The following is a 16,670-nucleotide window of genomic DNA, read 5'->3' as shown; positions in this document are numbered from 1 at the left end:
AAAAACGATTTACAGCGGGTTACAGCGGATTCAGCGGCAGGATGATTTTAAACGTACAGCCGATGCCATCGGCATTGTTTTCTACCCAGAGCCTGCCGAGGTGGGATTCTATGATGGAGCGGCAGATGTTCAGGCCCATGCCCATGCCGTCGGATTTGGTGCTGAAGAAGGGCTCGAACAGGCGTTCCTTGGTGCTGTCGTCCACGCCCGGGCCCTGGTCGATGACTTCAATCAGCACGGAGTTATCCGGGTCCTCGATGAGGTTGGCGTGCAGGCGCAGGACGCTCGCGGCGCGCAGGCGCGGGTGCGCAGCCATCGCTTCGGCGGCGTTCTTCAGCAGGTTGACCAGCACCTGCTCGATCAGCACCGGGTCGACGTACAGGTGCGGCAGGTCGGCTGGCAGGCGCGTGAGGATGGTGATGCCGCGCCGCGTGGCCTCCAGCTCCGCCAGGCCGACGGCGTCGGCCACGATGTCGCGCAGGTCGGATTCGCGCCGCTGCGGCTGGCTGCGCTTCACGAAACCGCGGATGCGCTGGATGATGGTGCCGGCGCGCACCGCCTGGGCGGAGGTCTTTTCCAGCACCGGAATCAGCTCTTCCGCCGTGCTGCGCCCGCTCTTCAGGCGGCCGACTGCACCCATGCAGTAGTTGTTGATGGCGGCCAGCGGCTGGTTCAGCTCGTGCGCCAGCGACGAGGCCATCTCGCCCATGGTCGTCAGGCGGCTAGTGAACTGCAGGCGTTCTTCGTGCTGGCGCGTCATTTCTTCGGCAGCCTTGCGCACGGTGATGTCGGTGGCGATCTGCATCTGCGCGAGGTGGCCGTCCACCCATTGGATGTAGCGGCGGCGCACTTCAAACCATTTCTGCATCGCTGGGACGTAGATTTCGCGCGCGTCGGCGGCGTGTGGCGTCAGCTCGGAGGCGGGCAGGCCCGCGTAGCCGTCCACCATGTCGAGCGCATCGCTGGAGACGTCTTCCGTGTTGACGTCTTGGCCGGACAGTTGCAGGTGGCCGAAGGCCTCCCAGCCGAACAGCTGGCGGTAGTAGCGGTTGGCAAACAGCAGCTCGGCCTTGTCGGTGGACAGCACGGACACGGCGGCGTCCAAACTCTCCAGCACCGTGGTGAAGCGATCGTGCGCGGCGGCCAGGTCTTCGCGCGCGCGCTTCGGTTCGGTGATGTCGGTGATCGAACTCATCCAGCCAGTGTGCCGGCCACGTGCATCGATCAGCGGTGAGACGTACATCCGTGCATAGAAGCTCGTGCCGTCGCGGCGCATCATCCGTAGTTCCATGCCGTTGGCCGGGGCCTTGCCACGCAGGGTCAGCTCGATGTGCTTCTGCATCTCGCCGATTTCGTTGGGTGGCCAGTATGGGAAGGGTGGCATGCGGCCAACCAGTTCCGCCTCGGTCCAGCCGATCATGCGGCAGAAGGCAGGGTTGACGTAGGTGATGCGGCCGTTGAGGTCGAGCGCGCGCATGCCGATCACCATGGAGTTCTCCATGGCGCGGCGGAACGAGGTTTCCGCCAGCAGGGCGCGCTGTGCTTCGGAGCGGCGGCTGGTGTGCCGCCAGACGCTCCACAAGCTCCAGATCACGAAGCACGACAGGCCCGCCACCAGCCACATCAGCATGTTGTTGGGCAGATTGGACGGCGCCGGATACGCTTCGGCCCGCAGCGACAGCGAATGCCCCGGCGGGTCCAGCAGCACCTCGTACGAGGCCGCGGCCTTGGGCACCGGGCGCAGCGACGTGCTGGCGCGAATCACGTTGTTCTTGTCGACCAGGGAGAACCGGTAGCGATCGGTCAGTTCACCCGGCAGCAGTTGCGTGAGGATGCCGGTGACGGAGTACATGGCGCCCACCGTGCCGAGGAACTCGTTGTCCCGCACGATCGGCACTTCCATGAGCATGAAGCTCTCGCCGCGTTCGTTCTGGATCGGGCGCGAGTAGACGGCACGCTGCGTCTCACGCGCGGCATCATAGGCGGATTGGATCTCGGCTTCGAGCGGGTGATCGCGCGTCTCGCGCACCCGGGTGACAAACTCAGAGCTGGCCGGGAAGGCCCAGCGCGGGCGGCGGGTGGCGTCCAGCCAGTTGATGAAGACCAACTCGGGGTTTTCGCGCAGCAGTTGGCGCGCGGCGTCGCGGTAGGCGCTTGGGTCCAACTGCGCGGCGCCAATGTCGCGCGCCAGCGCCGCCACTTGATCCTGGTTGCTTTGCAGGGACAGGCGCACCTTCTGCTCGGCCCAGGCGGCATCGCGGTAGAGGGCGTCGCGCTGCTGCTGCACTTCGGTGGCGTGCAACTGATACAGGATGAAGATCATCGCGCCGGCAAACAGGACGATAGCCACCAGCGGAATGAACATGAACCAGTTGGTCGTCCACAGCCGGCTCAGGCGTGTCATCCACAGGCGGCGCGGCACGTTGGGGCGCCCACCGTTTTCGGGCGGCAATTCGGGCGCAGGCACCGAAACCGAGATCGCCGGGGGCGAGGCAGGTTTCGCCGGCTCGGGTGCAGCCGAATCCTGTGAGGCGTGGGAGGGGGAAAGCATGATGGGCGGACGAACGCCGGAATTCTGCGGAGGTAAAGGTGTGGACATCTGTGCAACTGCGCAAAACCAAGTGTAACGGCAATTAACCTGCTGGTCGCTTGGGGAAACCGCTTGGTGAGGCACATTTCACCAGCGGGAAAATGCTGCGCTGCAGCGTTAAAAGTGATTTGTTTTGCAGCGCCGCAATATTCCGCATTATAAAAAACCATATCGCAATTTGAAAATTCCTCTTGTGCTGCATTTGCGGGTGCCCATAGAATCAGCGCAAAAGTTGGGGTACCCCCAATCTAAAGAGACGCACCTACCGTTACTGCTACCAAGGAGACCGCCATGTCGGCCGTACCAGAACAAGTCCTGGGCGCCACGCGCGCCAGCGACGTCGATCCCCAGGAGACCAAGGAATGGCTGGAGGCGCTGCAAGGCGTCATCGGCGCGGAAGGCCCGCAGCGCGCGGCGTTCCTCCTTGATAAGCAGATCGAGTACGCGCGCATCAACGGCGTGACCTCGCCGCTGCACGCAGAGACCCCCTATATCAATACGATTCCGGTCGAAAACCAGGACCGCATTCCCGGCGACCAGGAAATCGAGCACCGCATCCGTTCTTACACCCGCTGGAATGCCATGGCGATGGTGCTGCGTGCGAACAAGGACACCAACGTCGGTGGCCACATCTCGTCGTTCGCGTCTGCAGCCACGCTGTATGACGTCGGCTACAACCACTTCTGGCACGCCCCGTCGGGCAAGCACGGCGGCGACATGGTCTTTGTGCAGGGCCACTCGGCGCCGGGCGTGTACTCGCGCGCTTTCCTGCTGGGCCGCCTGTCGGAAGAACAGCTCGACAGCTTCCGCCAGGAAGTGGACGGCAAGGGCATCTCGTCGTATCCGCACCCGTGGCTGATGCCGGATTTCTGGCAGTTCCCGACCGTGTCGATGGGCCTGGGCCCGATCATGGCGATCTACCAGGCGCGTTTCACCAAGTACCTGGCCAGCCGCGGCCTGATCCAGAACTGGGAAAACCGCAAGGTCTGGGCCTTCCTGGGCGACGGCGAAACCGACGAGCCGGAATCGCTGGGCGCAATCGGCATGGCCGGCCGTGAGAAGCTGGACAACCTCGTCTTCGTGATCAACTGCAACCTGCAGCGCCTGGACGGCCCGGTGCGCGGCAACGGCAAGATCATTCAAGAGCTGGAAAGCGAATTCCGCGGCGCCGGCTGGAACGTCATCAAGGTCATCTGGGGCAGCCGCTGGGATCAGCTGCTCGCTCGCGACACCAAGGGCCTGCTGATGAGCCGCATGATGGAATGCGTCGACGGCGAGTACCAGACCTTCAAGTCGAAGAGCGGCGCCTACGTGCGCGAGCATTTCTTCAACACGCCGGAACTCAAGGCCATGGTGGCCGACTGGTCCGACGACGACATCTGGGCGCTGAACCGTGGCGGCCATGATCCGCACAAGATTTACGCGGCATTCCAATCGGCGAGCAACCACAAGGGCCAGCCGACCGTCATCCTCGCCAAGACCATCAAGGGCTATGGCATGGGCGAAGCCGGTGAAGCGATGAACATCGCCCACCAGCAGAAGAAGATGCCGGTGGACGCTATCCGCAAGCTGCGCGATCGCTTCAACATCCCGGTGGCTGATGACCAGCTCGAGCACGTTCCGTACGTTAAGTTCGAAGAAGGCTCGAAGGAACTCGAATACATGCGCAAGGCGCGCATGGATCTGGGCGGCTACCTGCCGGCCCGTCGCCAGAAGGCTGACCCGCTGCAAGTGCCGGCGCTGTCGGCGTTCGACGCGCTGCTCAAGGCCACGGGCGAAGGCCGCGAAGTGTCCACGACGATGGCCTTCGTGCGCATTCTGAACATCCTGCTCAAGGACAAGAACGTCGGTAAGCACGTCGTGCCCATCGTGCCGGATGAATCGCGCACGTTCGGTATGGAAGGTCTGTTCCGCCAGGTCGGTATCTGGAACCAGGAAGGCCAGAAGTACGTGCCGCAGGATCACGACCAACTGATGTTCTACAAGGAATCGCAGACGGGTCAGGTGCTGCAAGAGGGCATCAACGAAGCCGGCGCCATGTGCGACTGGATCGCGGCCGCCACGTCGTATTCGACGCATGGCGTGGCGATGATCCCGTTCTACATCTACTACTCGATGTTCGGCATCCAGCGTATCGGCGACCTCTGCTGGGCCGCTGGTGACATGCGCTCGCGCGGCTTCCTGCTGGGCGGCACCGCTGGCCGCACGACGCTGAACGGCGAAGGCCTGCAGCACGAAGACGGTCACTCGCACGTGTACCACGCTGCCATCCCGAACTGCATCTCGTATGACCCGACCTTCCAGTACGAACTGGCGGTGGTGATGCAAGACGGCCTGCGCCGTATGTATGTCGAGCAGGAAGACGTCTATTACTACCTGACGGTGATGAACGAGAACTACGAGCACCCGGAAATGCCGGCGGGTGTCGAGGCCGACATCATCAAGGGGATGTACCAGTTCAAGAAGGGCGTCGAAAACAGCAACGCACCGCGCGTGCAACTGCTGGGCTCGGGCACGATCTTCCGTGAGGTGATTGCAGCTGCTGAGCTGCTCAAGAAGGACTGGGGTGTCGAATCCGACCTGTGGGGCTGCCCGAGCTTTACCGAGCTGGCCCGCGAAGGCAACGCCACCGCACGCTGGAACCTGCTCAACCCGACCGCTCCGCAACGCGAGTCGCACGTCGAGAAGCTCCTCAAGAACGCACGCGGCCCGGTCATCGCATCGACCGACTACGTTCGTACGTTCGCCGAGCAGATCCGCGCCTTCGTACCGCGTCGCTACGTGGTGCTGGGCACCGACGGCTTCGGCCGCTCGGATACCCGCGAGAAGCTGCGCCACTTCTTCGAGGTGGACCGCTATTGGGTGACGGTTGCGTCGCTCAAGGCGCTCGCCGATGAAGGCGTGCTGCCGCGCGAAAAGGTGGCCGAGGCACTGAAGAAGTACAACCTCGATCCGAACAAGCCCAACCCGATGACCGTATAACGGAGCCGCCGGGCGCGCGGGTTGCGTCCCCGGCCGGGCACTGCCTCGGCAGACTTTCCGCGACGTGCATTTGCCTGCACGATGCGGTAGCCTGCGGAGCAGTTTGTGCCCGCCGCCGGACGCACCCGCCGCCAGACCCTCTGGAGACAGAAGAATGAGTCAAGTCGTAGAAATCAAGGTGCCGGACATCGGCGACTACAAAGACGTCCCGGTGATCGAAGTGCTGGTCAAGGCGGGCGATACCGTCAACGCTGAGGATTCGCTGGTCACGCTGGAATCGGACAAGGCGACCATGGACGTGCCGTCGCCCAAGAGCGGCGTCGTCAAGGAAGTGAAGATCAAGGTGGGCGATGCCGTGTCGGAAGGCTCGCTGGTGCTGCTGCTTGAAGAGCAGGGCGCTGCGGCTGCTCCGGCCCCGGCACCCCAGGCTGCGCCCGCACCGGCTCCGGCCGCTGCTGCGCCCGCTCCCGCTCCCGCACCCGCTGCACAAGCGCCGGCCCCCGCGTCGGCAGCAGCAGGTGGCGGCACGGTGGAAGTGAAGGTGCCGGATATCGGCGACTACACCGACGTGCCGGTCATCGAGATCAGCGTGAAGGTGGGCGACAAGGTGGAAGCCGAGCAGTCGCTGATCACGCTCGAATCGGACAAGGCCACGATGGATGTGCCGTCGCCGGCTGCGGGGACCGTTAAGGAAATCCGCGTGAAGGTCGGCGATGCCGTGTCGCAAGGCACGCTGATCGTCGTGCTGGAAGGTGCCGGCGGCGCGGCCGCTGCATCGGCACCCGTGCAAGCTCCAGTATCGGCACCCACAGCCGCACCGGCAGCCGCTGCACCGAGCCCAGCCCCTGCGGCTGCGCCCGCTGCCGCTCCGGCCGCAGCGCCTGCAACTTACACCGCCGACACCGTCGGCACGGTGGGCAAGGCCGCCCACGCCAGCCCGTCGGTGCGCAAGTACGCGCGTGAACTGGGCGTGAACGTCAACCTCGTCGGCGGTACGGGCCCGAAGAACCGCATCACGCAGGAAGACGTGCAGCGCTACGTCAAGGGCGTGATGAGTGGCCAGGCCGCAGCGCCGGGCAAGGCTGCTGCAGCTGCACCGGCCGGCGGCGGCGAACTGAACCTGCTGCCGTGGCCGAAGGTGGACTTCACCAAGTTCGGCCCGGTCGATCCGAAGCCGCTGTCGCGCATCAAGAAGATCTCGGGCGCAAACCTGCACCGCAACTGGGTCATGATCCCGCACGTCACGAACAACGACGAAGCGGACATCACCGAGTTGGAAGCCTTCCGCGTGCAGATGAACAAGGACCACGAAAAGGCTGGCGTGAAGTTCACGATGCTGGCGTTCGTGATCAAGGCGGTTGTGGGCGCACTGAAGAAGTTCCCGACCTTCAATGCCAGCCTGGACGGCGACAACCTGGTCTTCAAGCAGTACTTCCACATCGGTTTTGCAGCGGATACGCCCAACGGGCTGGTGGTGCCGGTGATCCGCGATGCGGACAAGAAGGGCCTGATCGACATCGCCAAGGAAATGGCGGACCTGTCCAAGGCTGCGCGCGAAGGCAAACTCAAGCCGGACCAGATGCAGGGCGGCTGCTTCTCGATCTCGTCGCTGGGCGGCATTGGTGGCACGAACTTCACGCCGATCATCAACGCGCCGGAAGTGGCCATCCTGGGTCTGTCGCGTGGCTATCAGAAGCCGGTGTGGGACGGCAAGCAGTTCGTGCCGCGCCTGACGCTGCCGCTGTCGCTGTCGTACGATCACCGCGTAATCGACGGCGCGGAGGCTGCACGCTTCAACGCGTATCTGGCCAGCGTGCTGGCGGACTTCCGCCGCGTCAGCCTGTAAGCCTGCACGGGCGCGGCACGCATCTGGCTTCGAGCCTGAGCGTGCCGTGCTCGGTCGGCTGACTTTTGGCGAGGACGACATGACAACGTGCGTGGTAGTCAAGAAAGACGGCGAAGTGGCAATCGCAGCCGATTCGTTGGTGACCTTCGGTGATACGCGCTTGGCGCGCGGCTACGAACAGAACCAGAAGATCTTCCAGGTGGGTGAGTCGCTGATTGCGCTGGCGGGTACGACGGCTCATTTTCCGGTCATGCGCAGTCTGCTGACCGGATTGGCCGATGAGTGCCGGCTCAGCACGCGCGACGACGTCTTCCGGACCTTCCTCAAGGTGCATGAAAAGCTCAAGGACGAGTATTTCGTCAACACCAAGGAAGACGATGACGACCCCTACGAGTCGTCGCAGATCACCTGCCTGATCGCCAACGTAACCGGCATCTATGGCGTCTATTCGTACCGCGAGGTGTTTTCGTTCGACCGTTTCTGGGGTATCGGCTCGGGGCGCAATTTTGCGTTGGGCGCCATGTCGGCGGTGTTTGATATGCCGGGCAAGACGGCGGCGGATATCGCGCAGGTGGGCGTGTCCGCTGGCGTGGAGTTCGACAAGAGTTCGGGCGGCCCGATCGAAGTGCACACGATACGTCTGCAGGATTGAAAGCGTCGGCGGCCAAGGCAGTGCCTGCAGCCGACGACAAGAACAAGGAGTCAGGAATGAGCGTGGTGGAAATCAAGGTGCCGGATATCGGCGACTACAAAGACGTGGACGTCATTGAAGTGATGGTGAAGGCGGGCGATGCCGTCACCGTCGATCAGGCGCTGATCACGCTGGAGACCGATAAGGCGACCATGGACGTGCCGTCGGACGTGGCGGGCAAGATCGTCGAGGTCAAGATCAAGGTGGGCGACAAGGTCAGCCAAGGCACGGTGATTGCCACGGCGGAAGCCGGCGCCGCTGCTGCACCCGCGGCGCCGGCCCAAGCACCGGCTCCTGCCGCAGCGCCTGCTGCCGCGCCGGCTGCATCGGCACCCGCACCGCAAGCCGCCAAGCACGCCGGCGGCGCGGACATCGAATGCGACATGCTCGTGCTGGGCTCCGGCCCGGGTGGTTATTCGGCAGCCTTCCGGAGTGCCGATCTGGGCATGAACACCGTGCTGGTCGAGCGCTTCTCCACGCTGGGCGGCGTCTGCCTGAACGTGGGCTGTATTCCGTCGAAGGCCTTGCTGCACACCGCCGCCGTCATGGAAGAGGTCAAGGCGATGGCTGCACACGGCATCGTCTACAGCGAGCCGAAGCTCGACATCGACCTGCTGCGCAAGCACAAGGAATCCGTGATCGGCAAGCTGACTGGCGGCCTGGCCGGCATGGCCAAGTCGCGCAAAGTGCAGGTCGTGCGTGGCGTCGGCACGTTCCTCGATCCGAACCACTTGGAAGTGCAAGTTACGGATGGCGCAGGCAAGGCTGTGACCGGCGAAAAGAAGGTCATCCGCTTCGCCAAGGCGATCATCGCCGCGGGTAGCGAGGCCGTAAAGCTGCCGTTCATCCCAGAGGATCCGCGTATCGTCGATTCGACCGGCGCGCTGGAGTTGCGTCAGGTGCCGGGCAAGATGCTGGTGATCGGCGGCGGCATCATTGGCCTGGAAATGGCCACGGTGTATAGCACGCTGGGCGCACACATCGATGTGGTGGAAATGCTCGATGGCCTGATGCAGGGCGCAGACCGCGACCTCGTCAAGGTGTGGGACAAGATGAACAAGGGCCGCTTCGACAAGGTCATGCTCAAGACCAAGACGGTCGGCGTCGAAGCCAAGCCGGACGGTATCTACGTCAAGTTCGAGGGTGAAGCCGCACCCGCCGAGCCGCAGCGCTACGACCTGGTGCTGGTGGCCGTGGGCCGCAGCCCGAACGGCAAGCGTATCGGCGCCGAGAAGGCTGGCGTGGCCGTGACCGACCGTGGTTTCATCGACGTGGACAAGCAGCAGCGCACCAACGTGCCGCACATCTACGCGATCGGCGACATCGTTGGTCAGCCGATGCTGGCGCACAAGGCGGTGCACGAAGGCCACGTAGCTGCGGAAGCCGCGCATGGCGAGAAGGCGTACTTCGATGCCAAGCAGATTCCGTCGGTCGCCTACACCGATCCGGAAGTGGCCTGGGCAGGTCTGACCGAAGACCAGTGCAAGGCGCAGGGCATCAAGTACGGCAAGGGCGTGTTCCCCTGGGCTGCTTCGGGCCGCGCGATTGCCAACGGCCGCGACGAAGGCTTCACGAAGTTGATCTTCGACGAGGAAACGCACCGCATCATCGGCGGCGGCATTGTCGGCACGCATGCAGGCGACCTCATTGGCGAAGTCTGCTTGGCCATCGAGATGGGCGCGGACGCTGTCGACATCGGCAAGACTATCCACCCGCACCCGACGCTGGGTGAGTCGGTGGGCATGGCTGCGGAGATCTACGAAGGTGTTTGCACGGATGTGCCGCCTGCTCGTAAGCGCTGATCTGCAATTAACCGTCTTGTTTTTAGGGCAACCCAAAGACTAAGCCGGCAAAACGGGAAGGGCCGCTCAATTGGGCGGCCCTTCTTGTTTGTATGCGGGACGGCTCAGTGCCGGGGTTCGGCACGGCGACGATGCCGGCGTAGTAAGCGCAGCGTTGCGGTCAGCCGCCGCCAAGCCAACCGCATCAGCCCATGGCGATGCGCCCGCCAGATGGCAATGCGTGCTTGCAGGGTTTGCCATGTTGGCGTGGCGCGCAGTGTGGTGACCATGCGGCGCTTCCAGGCCAGGAACGCCGTCTCCCAGCGGAGATACCACGCGATTGTGTGCAGTTGCGGGCGGACGACGTAGTAGATACGGGCGCCCAGCGCGGTGCTGACCACTTTTGCCAAGACCAGCACCAGTGTCCCTGCAATCACCTTGCCGCGCGCCAACACGTAAAAGGCGGCCAGCTTGAAGGGCAACAGCACTAGCATCGGCAGGATAAATACGCACAGCGCCTCGATGGGCTCAAACGTGGCCAACCTGCGCTCTGCGGCTTGGACCCACGGGTGCCTCACCAGTCGCTCAGTTGCCCGCAGCATGGCGTTCCAGATCCATTCTTCGAAGAGCAGGATGAGCGCAGCCAGGAAGATCAGGCCGCGTTTGGCCAGGGATTCGCGGGACATCGGCGTTGGGCTGGGGCGGTAATCCGCAATATAGGATGGAGCGCCGGGCATCCACAAAAGTTCGCAGCTTGAAGCGCTGGGCGATTCGAGCGCACACAAAAAACCCGGCCGAGGCCGGGTCAAAGGTACCCACTGATCACCACTGAGGACAGGTTTTCTCTGGCGGTACCGAGGAGACAAACTAACGAACACAGTGGGATTGACTGCTGGGCGCGCGTTTCGGTTCCGCGCAAATGCACGCAAACGATATGTTTGGAGGATGGATTCGAGCGCCCAAAACAAAACGGGCCTCCCGAAGGAGGCCCGCTTGAGCAGAAAACTTCAGACCGATTAGCGATTAGGCAGCGGTCGTGGTCTTCTTGCTGGTGGCAGCGCGCGCTTGAGCCGAAGCTTGGGCGGTTGCCTTGCTAGCAGCGTTGGCAGCAGCGTGGAAGTTGCTTTCAGCCAGTTCCACAGCCTGCTTGGTGGCCTTTTGCACCGAGTCGTACGCGTTGTTGGCAGCCGACAGAGCCGACTTCACCAGGGCAACAGCCGATTCCGAACCAGCCGGGGCGTTCTTCGACACGTTGTCGACCAGCGCTTGCAGCTTGCGGCTGTTTTCAGCGATTTGCGATTCAGCAGCCTTGCTGAACTCGGTTTGCGTGTCCGAAGCGATTTCGTACAGGTGGCGGCTGTAAGCCAGAACCTTTTCAGCCAGGGGCTGAACAGCAGCGGTTTGCACCGACAGCAGTTCTTGCGCGTCTTTGGCGGTCAGGGCCTTCTTGGCGTGCTCGACGTTTTCGGCCAGGGTAGCCTTGACGACTTGCAGGTTCAGTTCGACCAGTTTCTCGACGCCTTCAAAAGCCTTGTTGGTCAGGCCAAAGAAGGTTTCCAGGTTGGCCTTGTGCGCCGCAGCGATCTGTTCCTGAGTCAGCATGTTGTCTCTCCAATGCAAGGTGGACGGGGGGAATCAAAATCAAAAATTTAGATCGCCCAGATGTACAAAGCATGACGGTCTGCGTCGGGCCTTCCAGGCGACATCGCGATGGCTTAGTGATGGTGCATCGCAACAATTCCATTGTTGTTGAACGTCAAACCAGTGTCAAGCATCTTTTGTGCATCGCACAAAAATCAGAATCGGCTGATTTTTCGTGCACAGGAATTGCGCGACAAACCGTTTGGCATGACTTTTTGTGGCAAAAGAATGCGCATTATTGGTGCGCGACGAAGTTGCCTGGATGCCTTTGGTGGCAGTTTCGTCTCAAAAAACATACTGTCGCAGCCTAGGTTAGGATGCGTCCGTTCGCCAATTCTGTTGCGCTGCAATTATTTGTGATCTCTTATGCGAGCGTTCTATACCGATCACTTTGTGCTGCCGCTGCCCCCTGGTCACCGGTTTCCGATGCGTAAATACAGTGCGTTACGCGAGCGGGTATTGACCGAGGTGCCTGGGTTGGCGATGCACGAAGCGCCGCGCGCAGACGACCAGGCTTTGCTGCTGGCGCATGCGCCTGATTATGTCCAGGCGGTGAGTGCCGGCCTGCTGGATCCGGCGCGCCAGCGTGAAATCGGCTTTCCGTGGTCGCCGGAGATGGTGGAGCGGAGCCGCCGGTCCGCCGGCGCAACGATGGCAGCTTGTGAAGCCGCGATGACCGATGGTGTTGCCGTCAATCTGGCGGGCGGTACGCATCATGCCTATGCCGACAAGGGCGCCGGTTTTTGTGTCTTCAACGACGCGGCCATCGCTTCTCGTTGGATGCAGCGTCAGCCGGGCAGGGCGCCCGCAGAGTTTCCCGTCGCCATCGTTGATCTGGATGTGCACCAGGGCAATGGCACCGCGTCGATCCTGCGCGACGATGCCTCGGTATTCACGTTGTCGGTGCACGGTGAAAAGAACTACCCGTTCCGCAAGGAGGCGTCCGACCTGGATGTGGGCCTGCACGACGGCTGCGGCGATCACGACTATCTGGAAGCCCTGACCGGTGCGCTCGACATCCTGGCCGGGCGCTTCAAGCCTAGCCTCATCATTTACCTGGCTGGCGCCGATCCGCACGAAGGTGATCGCTTGGGGCGGCTCAAGCTGACGATGGCAGGGCTGGCCGCACGCGACCAGCAGGTGTTCGATTTTGCATATCAACGGCGGATTCCGATTGCCGTTACCATGGCGGGCGGCTATGGCAACAATATCGACGACACCGTAGCCGTCCACGCGCAGACGATCGCGCTGGCTGCCCGGCATGCACAGCGTTGGGCGGCACGCGACGAGGCTGTCACCGCATCGATCTCTCTTCCGCTTTCCGCATGACCCAAGCGTATTCCGCAGCGCCTGTGCAGGCCCGCGATTCCCTCTTTGTGGCCGCCATGCCGTGGCTGTTCGTGCTGATCTGGAGCACGGGCTTTATCGTGGCCAAGTACGGCATGCCGTACGCCGAGCCGATCACCTTCCTTTTCCTGAGATTTGTTGGTGTGCTGGTGTGCCTGCTGCCGCTCGTGTGGTTGGCGCGGGTGCCGCTGCCGCGCCGCGCGGGCACGAAGGAAGTCGATTGGGCAACCGTCGGCCACCTCGCTGTCGCGGGTGTGCTGATGCAGTGGGGCTACCTAGCCGGCGTGTGGGCGGCAGTCAAGCTGGGCATGCCGGCGGGCATGACGGCGCTGATTGTCGGCATGCAGCCGATTCTCACGGCCTTGTATGTATCTATGCGCGGCGAGCGCGTAACGGGCCGCCAGTGGCTGGGTCTGCTGTGCGGTATCGCCGGGGTGGGGCTCGTGGTGGCGAACAAGCTGCACCTGGCCGGCGTGGGCGTGACGACGCTGGCGCTATGCGTGGGCGCGCTGCTGTCGATCACGATTGGCACGCTGTACCAGAAGCGCTATTGCCCGGTATTTGATCTGCGCATGGGGGCATGCATTCAGTTCGGCGCGTCGGCGCTGCTGTGCCTGCCGTTCATGTTCCTGTTCGAGACGCGCGAGGTGCACTGGACTGCGCAGATGATCGGCTCGCTGGTGTGGTCGGTGCTGGCGCTGTCCATCGGTGCAATCTCGCTGCTCTTTGTGCTGATCCGCAAGGGCGCGGCGACCAAGGTGACGTCGCTGCTTTATCTGACGCCGCCAACGACTGCGGTGATGGCCTGGGCGCTCTTTGGCGAGCGCTTTCCACCGCTGGCCGCACTTGGCATGGTGATCGCTGCGTGCGGTGTGGCGCTGGTGATCCGCAAGTAAGCGCCGCTGACTTGAAACCGGCTGGCGTATCCTCGTAGTTTTCCAATCTTCAGAGCGCACGCCAGCATGAGCACGCCCCGACAGACGCGCGACGACTACCGCCACTTCCACACCATCACCACACGCTGGATGGACAACGACGTCTACGGCCACGTCAACAACGTCGTCTACTACAGCTACTTCGACACCGTGGTGAACGCCTACCTGATCGAGCAGGGCGTGCTGAATCCCGAACGCAGCGACACCATCGGCCTCGTCATCGAAACACAGTGCAATTACTTCGCGCCGCTGTCGTTTCCCGATCCGGTGGTCGCCGGCTTGCGCGTTGCGCGCCTGGGCAACACCAGCGTGCGCTATGAGGTGGGGCTGTTCCGTGGTGATGCGCACGAGGCGGCAGCGCAAGGGCATTTTGTACACGTCTACGTTGATCGTGAAACGCGCCGTCCGGTGCCGCTGCCAGAGGCGTTGCGCGCCGTGCTGGAACCGTTGGTCGCCAACGTCACCGTCTGAGCGACCTGCCTTGTCATGAACGATCGACGCCCCAATCCCACCGAAGTCGAGCTCGTCGACCAGGCCATCACGTCGCGCCGTTCGATTCGCGCGTTCCTGCCCAAGCCGGTTGCGCGCGAGGACATCGAAGCCATTCTGGATGTCGCGCGCCGTGCCCCCTCAGGCAGTAATACGCAGCCATGGAAGGTCTACGTGCTGACGGGCGAGCCGAAGGCGCGGCTGTCGGAATCCGTACTGGCTGCATACGATCATCCGGAGGTCGATACGCCGCATCGCGAGGAGTATCCGTACTACCCGCGCACGTGGGTCGACCCGTATCAAAGCCGCCGGCGGAAAGTGGGTTGGGACCTATACAGCCTGCTCGGCATCGGCCGTGCAGAGAAGGAGCGCATGCATGCACAGCACGCGCGTAACTTTCGCTTCTTCGACGCGCCCGTCGGCCTCATCTTCAGCATCGATCGCGTGATGGAGCAGGGCAGCTGGCTCGACTACGGCATGTTCCTCGAAGCCGTGATGGTGGCGGCGCGTGCACGCGGCATCGATACGTGTCCGCAAGCGGCCTTCACGCAATTCCATCGCATCATCAAAGCGCACCTGGCGTTGCCTGATGACGAAATGGTCGTGTGCGGTATGTCGATGGGGTATGCAGACCGGTCCGCCATCGAAAACACGCTCGTCACCGAGCGAGCACCTGTCTCCGACTTCACTCGCTTCTTCGATTGACACGTCTACGCGCCGTGATTCGCGCACATCTTCGCGCAAGGAGCGAATAGAGACTAAAAAGTCGTTCAGTTATGTCAACAAATATGGCTGGTGCGTCGTTAGACTTCCATCATGCAGTCGGCGTGTAAGCGCGGGCGCATTGTGAGGAAGTGTTGGACGACGTTGTAAACCGTGATTGTCACCACCCAGGTGGGAATTCGAGCGGGATGAGGTGCTCTGTTCTGGAGCCTTCGCAATACGTTTTGACGCGTGACTCAGAAAGTGCCCTATGCGCAACTTTCTTCGCAAATTGTGGTCTGCCGTAGCAGGGAATTGCGTCGAAATGATGTCTGAATGATAAGGCTCCAGAGGTCAAACTTTAAGGCTGTGAGCTAAGTCCTTCATCTTGCTAAGAATTTTGTTTTTGCCTACACTTGCGCCATCTCACGCGCGGGTGATCGAATCATGTCACGGTCTGTTTCCTCATTTTTCCGACGTCTCGGCCTAGCTTCGCTGATGACTGTCGCGCTCGCCGCCGTTTCCGTCGCCTCTGTGGCCAACGCTGCCACCGCCGACAAAAAGCCCGCCGCCAGCAAGAAAGCCAAATCCAAAGGCAAGACTGTCGCCAGCAAGAAAGCCGGCGCCAAGGTTGCGGTTGCCAGCAACGATGACACTGCCACCACCAAAGTCCGCAAGGTCGTGACCGTCAAGGGCAAACGTCGTGTGATCGTGGTTGAGCGCGGCGCGCGTCCGGTGCGTGCAGCCTTTGTGCCGGCCAGCCCGACGCTGGGCGAAGCGATGGGCCTGCGTGCCACGCCAGATGCACTGGCGCTGCGTTCGTCGGTTGCGCTGGTGATGGACCAAAACACCGGTGAAGTCCTGTTCCAGAAGAATTCGGCTGCCGTGCTGCCGATCGCCTCGATCACCAAGCTGATGACCGCGCTGGTCGTGACCGAAGCGCACCAGCCGATGGACGAGCTGCTTGAAATTACCGATGACGATCGCGACTACGAGCGCAACACCAGCTCGCGTTTGCGTTTCGGTACGATGCTCACGCGTGAAGACCTGCTGCTGCTGGCGCTGATGTCGTCGGAGAACCGCGCGGCTTCGGCGCTGGGCCGCAACTATCCGGGTGGCCGTCCGGCGTTCGTTGCCGCCATGAACCGCAAGGCGCATGAGCTGGGCATGAACGACACGCATTACGTCGATTCGAACGGCTTGTCGAGCAGCAACGTGTCGAGCGCGCAGGATCTGGCCAAGATCGTCGTTGCGGCTTACAAGGTGCCGACCATCCGCCAGTTCACGACCACCACCGAGCACACGGTTAACGCCAACGGCCGCTCGCTGCACTACGTGAACACCAACCGCCTGGTACGTGGCGGCGAATGGGACATCGGTCTGCAGAAGACCGGCTTCATCAACGAGGCAGGCCGCTGCCTGGTGATGCAGGCCAACGTGCATGGCCGCAACGTGGTGATGGTGTTCCTGGATTCGGCCGGCAACCTGACGCGTTTTGCGGATGCCACGCGCGTGCGCAACTGGCTGGAGCGCAACCCGCATGTCGAGGCAGCTACGCAAGCTGCTGCGCCGCTGCGCAATGTGCCTGTGTCGACGCAACCGGCGGCGACGGTGCTGGCTTCGGAGCAGCGCGGCGCTTGAGTCGCAGTCTGATCACCCAACAAAA

The 16,670-nt window shown here is 62.5% G+C and carries 12 protein-coding genes; 9 read left to right on the top strand and 3 right to left on the bottom strand.

The window, feature by feature from the left end; all coding sequences use genetic code 11:
- Positions 1-19: 19 nt before the first annotated feature.
- Positions 20-2,599 (bottom strand): PAS domain S-box protein, encoded by a 2,580-nt coding sequence (locus tag C404_RS41315; protein ID WP_031329296.1) that lies wholly within the window; start codon positions 2,597-2,599, stop codon positions 20-22.
- Positions 2,600-2,881: 282 nt separating this feature from the next.
- Here C404_RS41315 and aceE point away from each other — a divergent pair, with 282 nt between their 5' ends.
- The 4 genes from aceE to lpdA all read left to right on the top strand — a co-directional run bounded on the left by aceE (position 2,882) and on the right by lpdA (position 9,911).
- Complete coding sequence (gene aceE, locus C404_RS41310) at positions 2,882-5,572, top strand: pyruvate dehydrogenase (acetyl-transferring), homodimeric type (protein ID WP_021194650.1); 2,691 nt, start codon at positions 2,882-2,884, stop codon at positions 5,570-5,572.
- Between the two features lie 154 nt (positions 5,573-5,726).
- On the top strand, positions 5,727-7,418 hold the full coding sequence (gene aceF / locus C404_RS41305) for a dihydrolipoyllysine-residue acetyltransferase (protein WP_021194649.1): 1,692 nt from the start codon (positions 5,727-5,729) through the stop codon (positions 7,416-7,418).
- 79 nt (positions 7,419-7,497) lie between these two features.
- On the top strand, positions 7,498-8,070 hold the full coding sequence (locus C404_RS41300) for an MFS transporter (RefSeq protein ID WP_021194648.1): 573 nt from the start codon (positions 7,498-7,500) through the stop codon (positions 8,068-8,070).
- A gap of 56 nt (positions 8,071-8,126) precedes the next feature.
- On the top strand, positions 8,127-9,911 hold the full coding sequence (lpdA, locus tag C404_RS41295; protein WP_021194647.1) for a dihydrolipoyl dehydrogenase: 1,785 nt from the start codon (positions 8,127-8,129) through the stop codon (positions 9,909-9,911).
- 104 nt (positions 9,912-10,015) lie between these two features.
- On the opposite strand, the gene C404_RS41290 is transcribed toward lpdA, so the two are convergent.
- Both C404_RS41290 and C404_RS41285 read right to left on the bottom strand, forming a co-directional pair.
- Positions 10,016-10,576: a hypothetical protein gene (locus tag C404_RS41290; protein WP_021194646.1), complete on the bottom strand. Its 561-nt coding sequence runs from the start codon at positions 10,574-10,576 to the stop codon at positions 10,016-10,018.
- Between the two features lie 337 nt (positions 10,577-10,913).
- Positions 10,914-11,492 (bottom strand): phasin family protein, encoded by a 579-nt coding sequence (locus C404_RS41285; protein WP_021194645.1) that lies wholly within the window; start codon positions 11,490-11,492, stop codon positions 10,914-10,916.
- A gap of 405 nt (positions 11,493-11,897) precedes the next feature.
- Here C404_RS41285 and C404_RS41280 point away from each other — a divergent pair, with 405 nt between their 5' ends.
- The 5 genes from C404_RS41280 (at position 11,898) to pbpG (ending at position 16,645) form a co-directional block, all read left to right on the top strand.
- The gene (locus C404_RS41280; protein ID WP_031329295.1) at positions 11,898-12,860 is read left to right on the top strand and encodes a histone deacetylase family protein; all 963 of its coding nucleotides are present in this window, start codon (positions 11,898-11,900) and stop codon (positions 12,858-12,860) included.
- Positions 12,857-13,774, top strand: coding sequence for a DMT family transporter (locus tag C404_RS41275; protein ID WP_021194643.1), 918 nt, complete (start codon positions 12,857-12,859; stop codon positions 13,772-13,774). The genes C404_RS41280 and C404_RS41275 overlap by 4 nt, the downstream gene beginning before the upstream one ends.
- 66 nt (positions 13,775-13,840) lie before the next feature.
- The gene (locus C404_RS41270; protein ID WP_021194642.1) at positions 13,841-14,284 is read left to right on the top strand and encodes an acyl-CoA thioesterase; all 444 of its coding nucleotides are present in this window, start codon (positions 13,841-13,843) and stop codon (positions 14,282-14,284) included.
- A 15-nt stretch (positions 14,285-14,299) separates the two neighbouring features.
- Complete coding sequence (locus C404_RS41265; RefSeq protein ID WP_021194641.1) at positions 14,300-15,007, top strand: nitroreductase; 708 nt, start codon at positions 14,300-14,302, stop codon at positions 15,005-15,007.
- Positions 15,008-15,451: 444 nt separating this feature from the next.
- Positions 15,452-16,645, top strand: coding sequence for a D-alanyl-D-alanine endopeptidase (pbpG, locus tag C404_RS41260; RefSeq protein WP_037011563.1), 1,194 nt, complete (start codon positions 15,452-15,454; stop codon positions 16,643-16,645).
- The last annotated feature ends 25 nt before the right edge of the window (positions 16,646-16,670 follow it).

It is taken from the genome of Ralstonia sp. AU12-08, from assembly GCF_000442475.1.
GTDB classification, from domain to species: domain Bacteria; phylum Pseudomonadota; class Gammaproteobacteria; order Burkholderiales; family Burkholderiaceae; genus Ralstonia; species Ralstonia insidiosa.
This window is presented reverse-complemented; position numbering and strand designations above follow the sequence as displayed.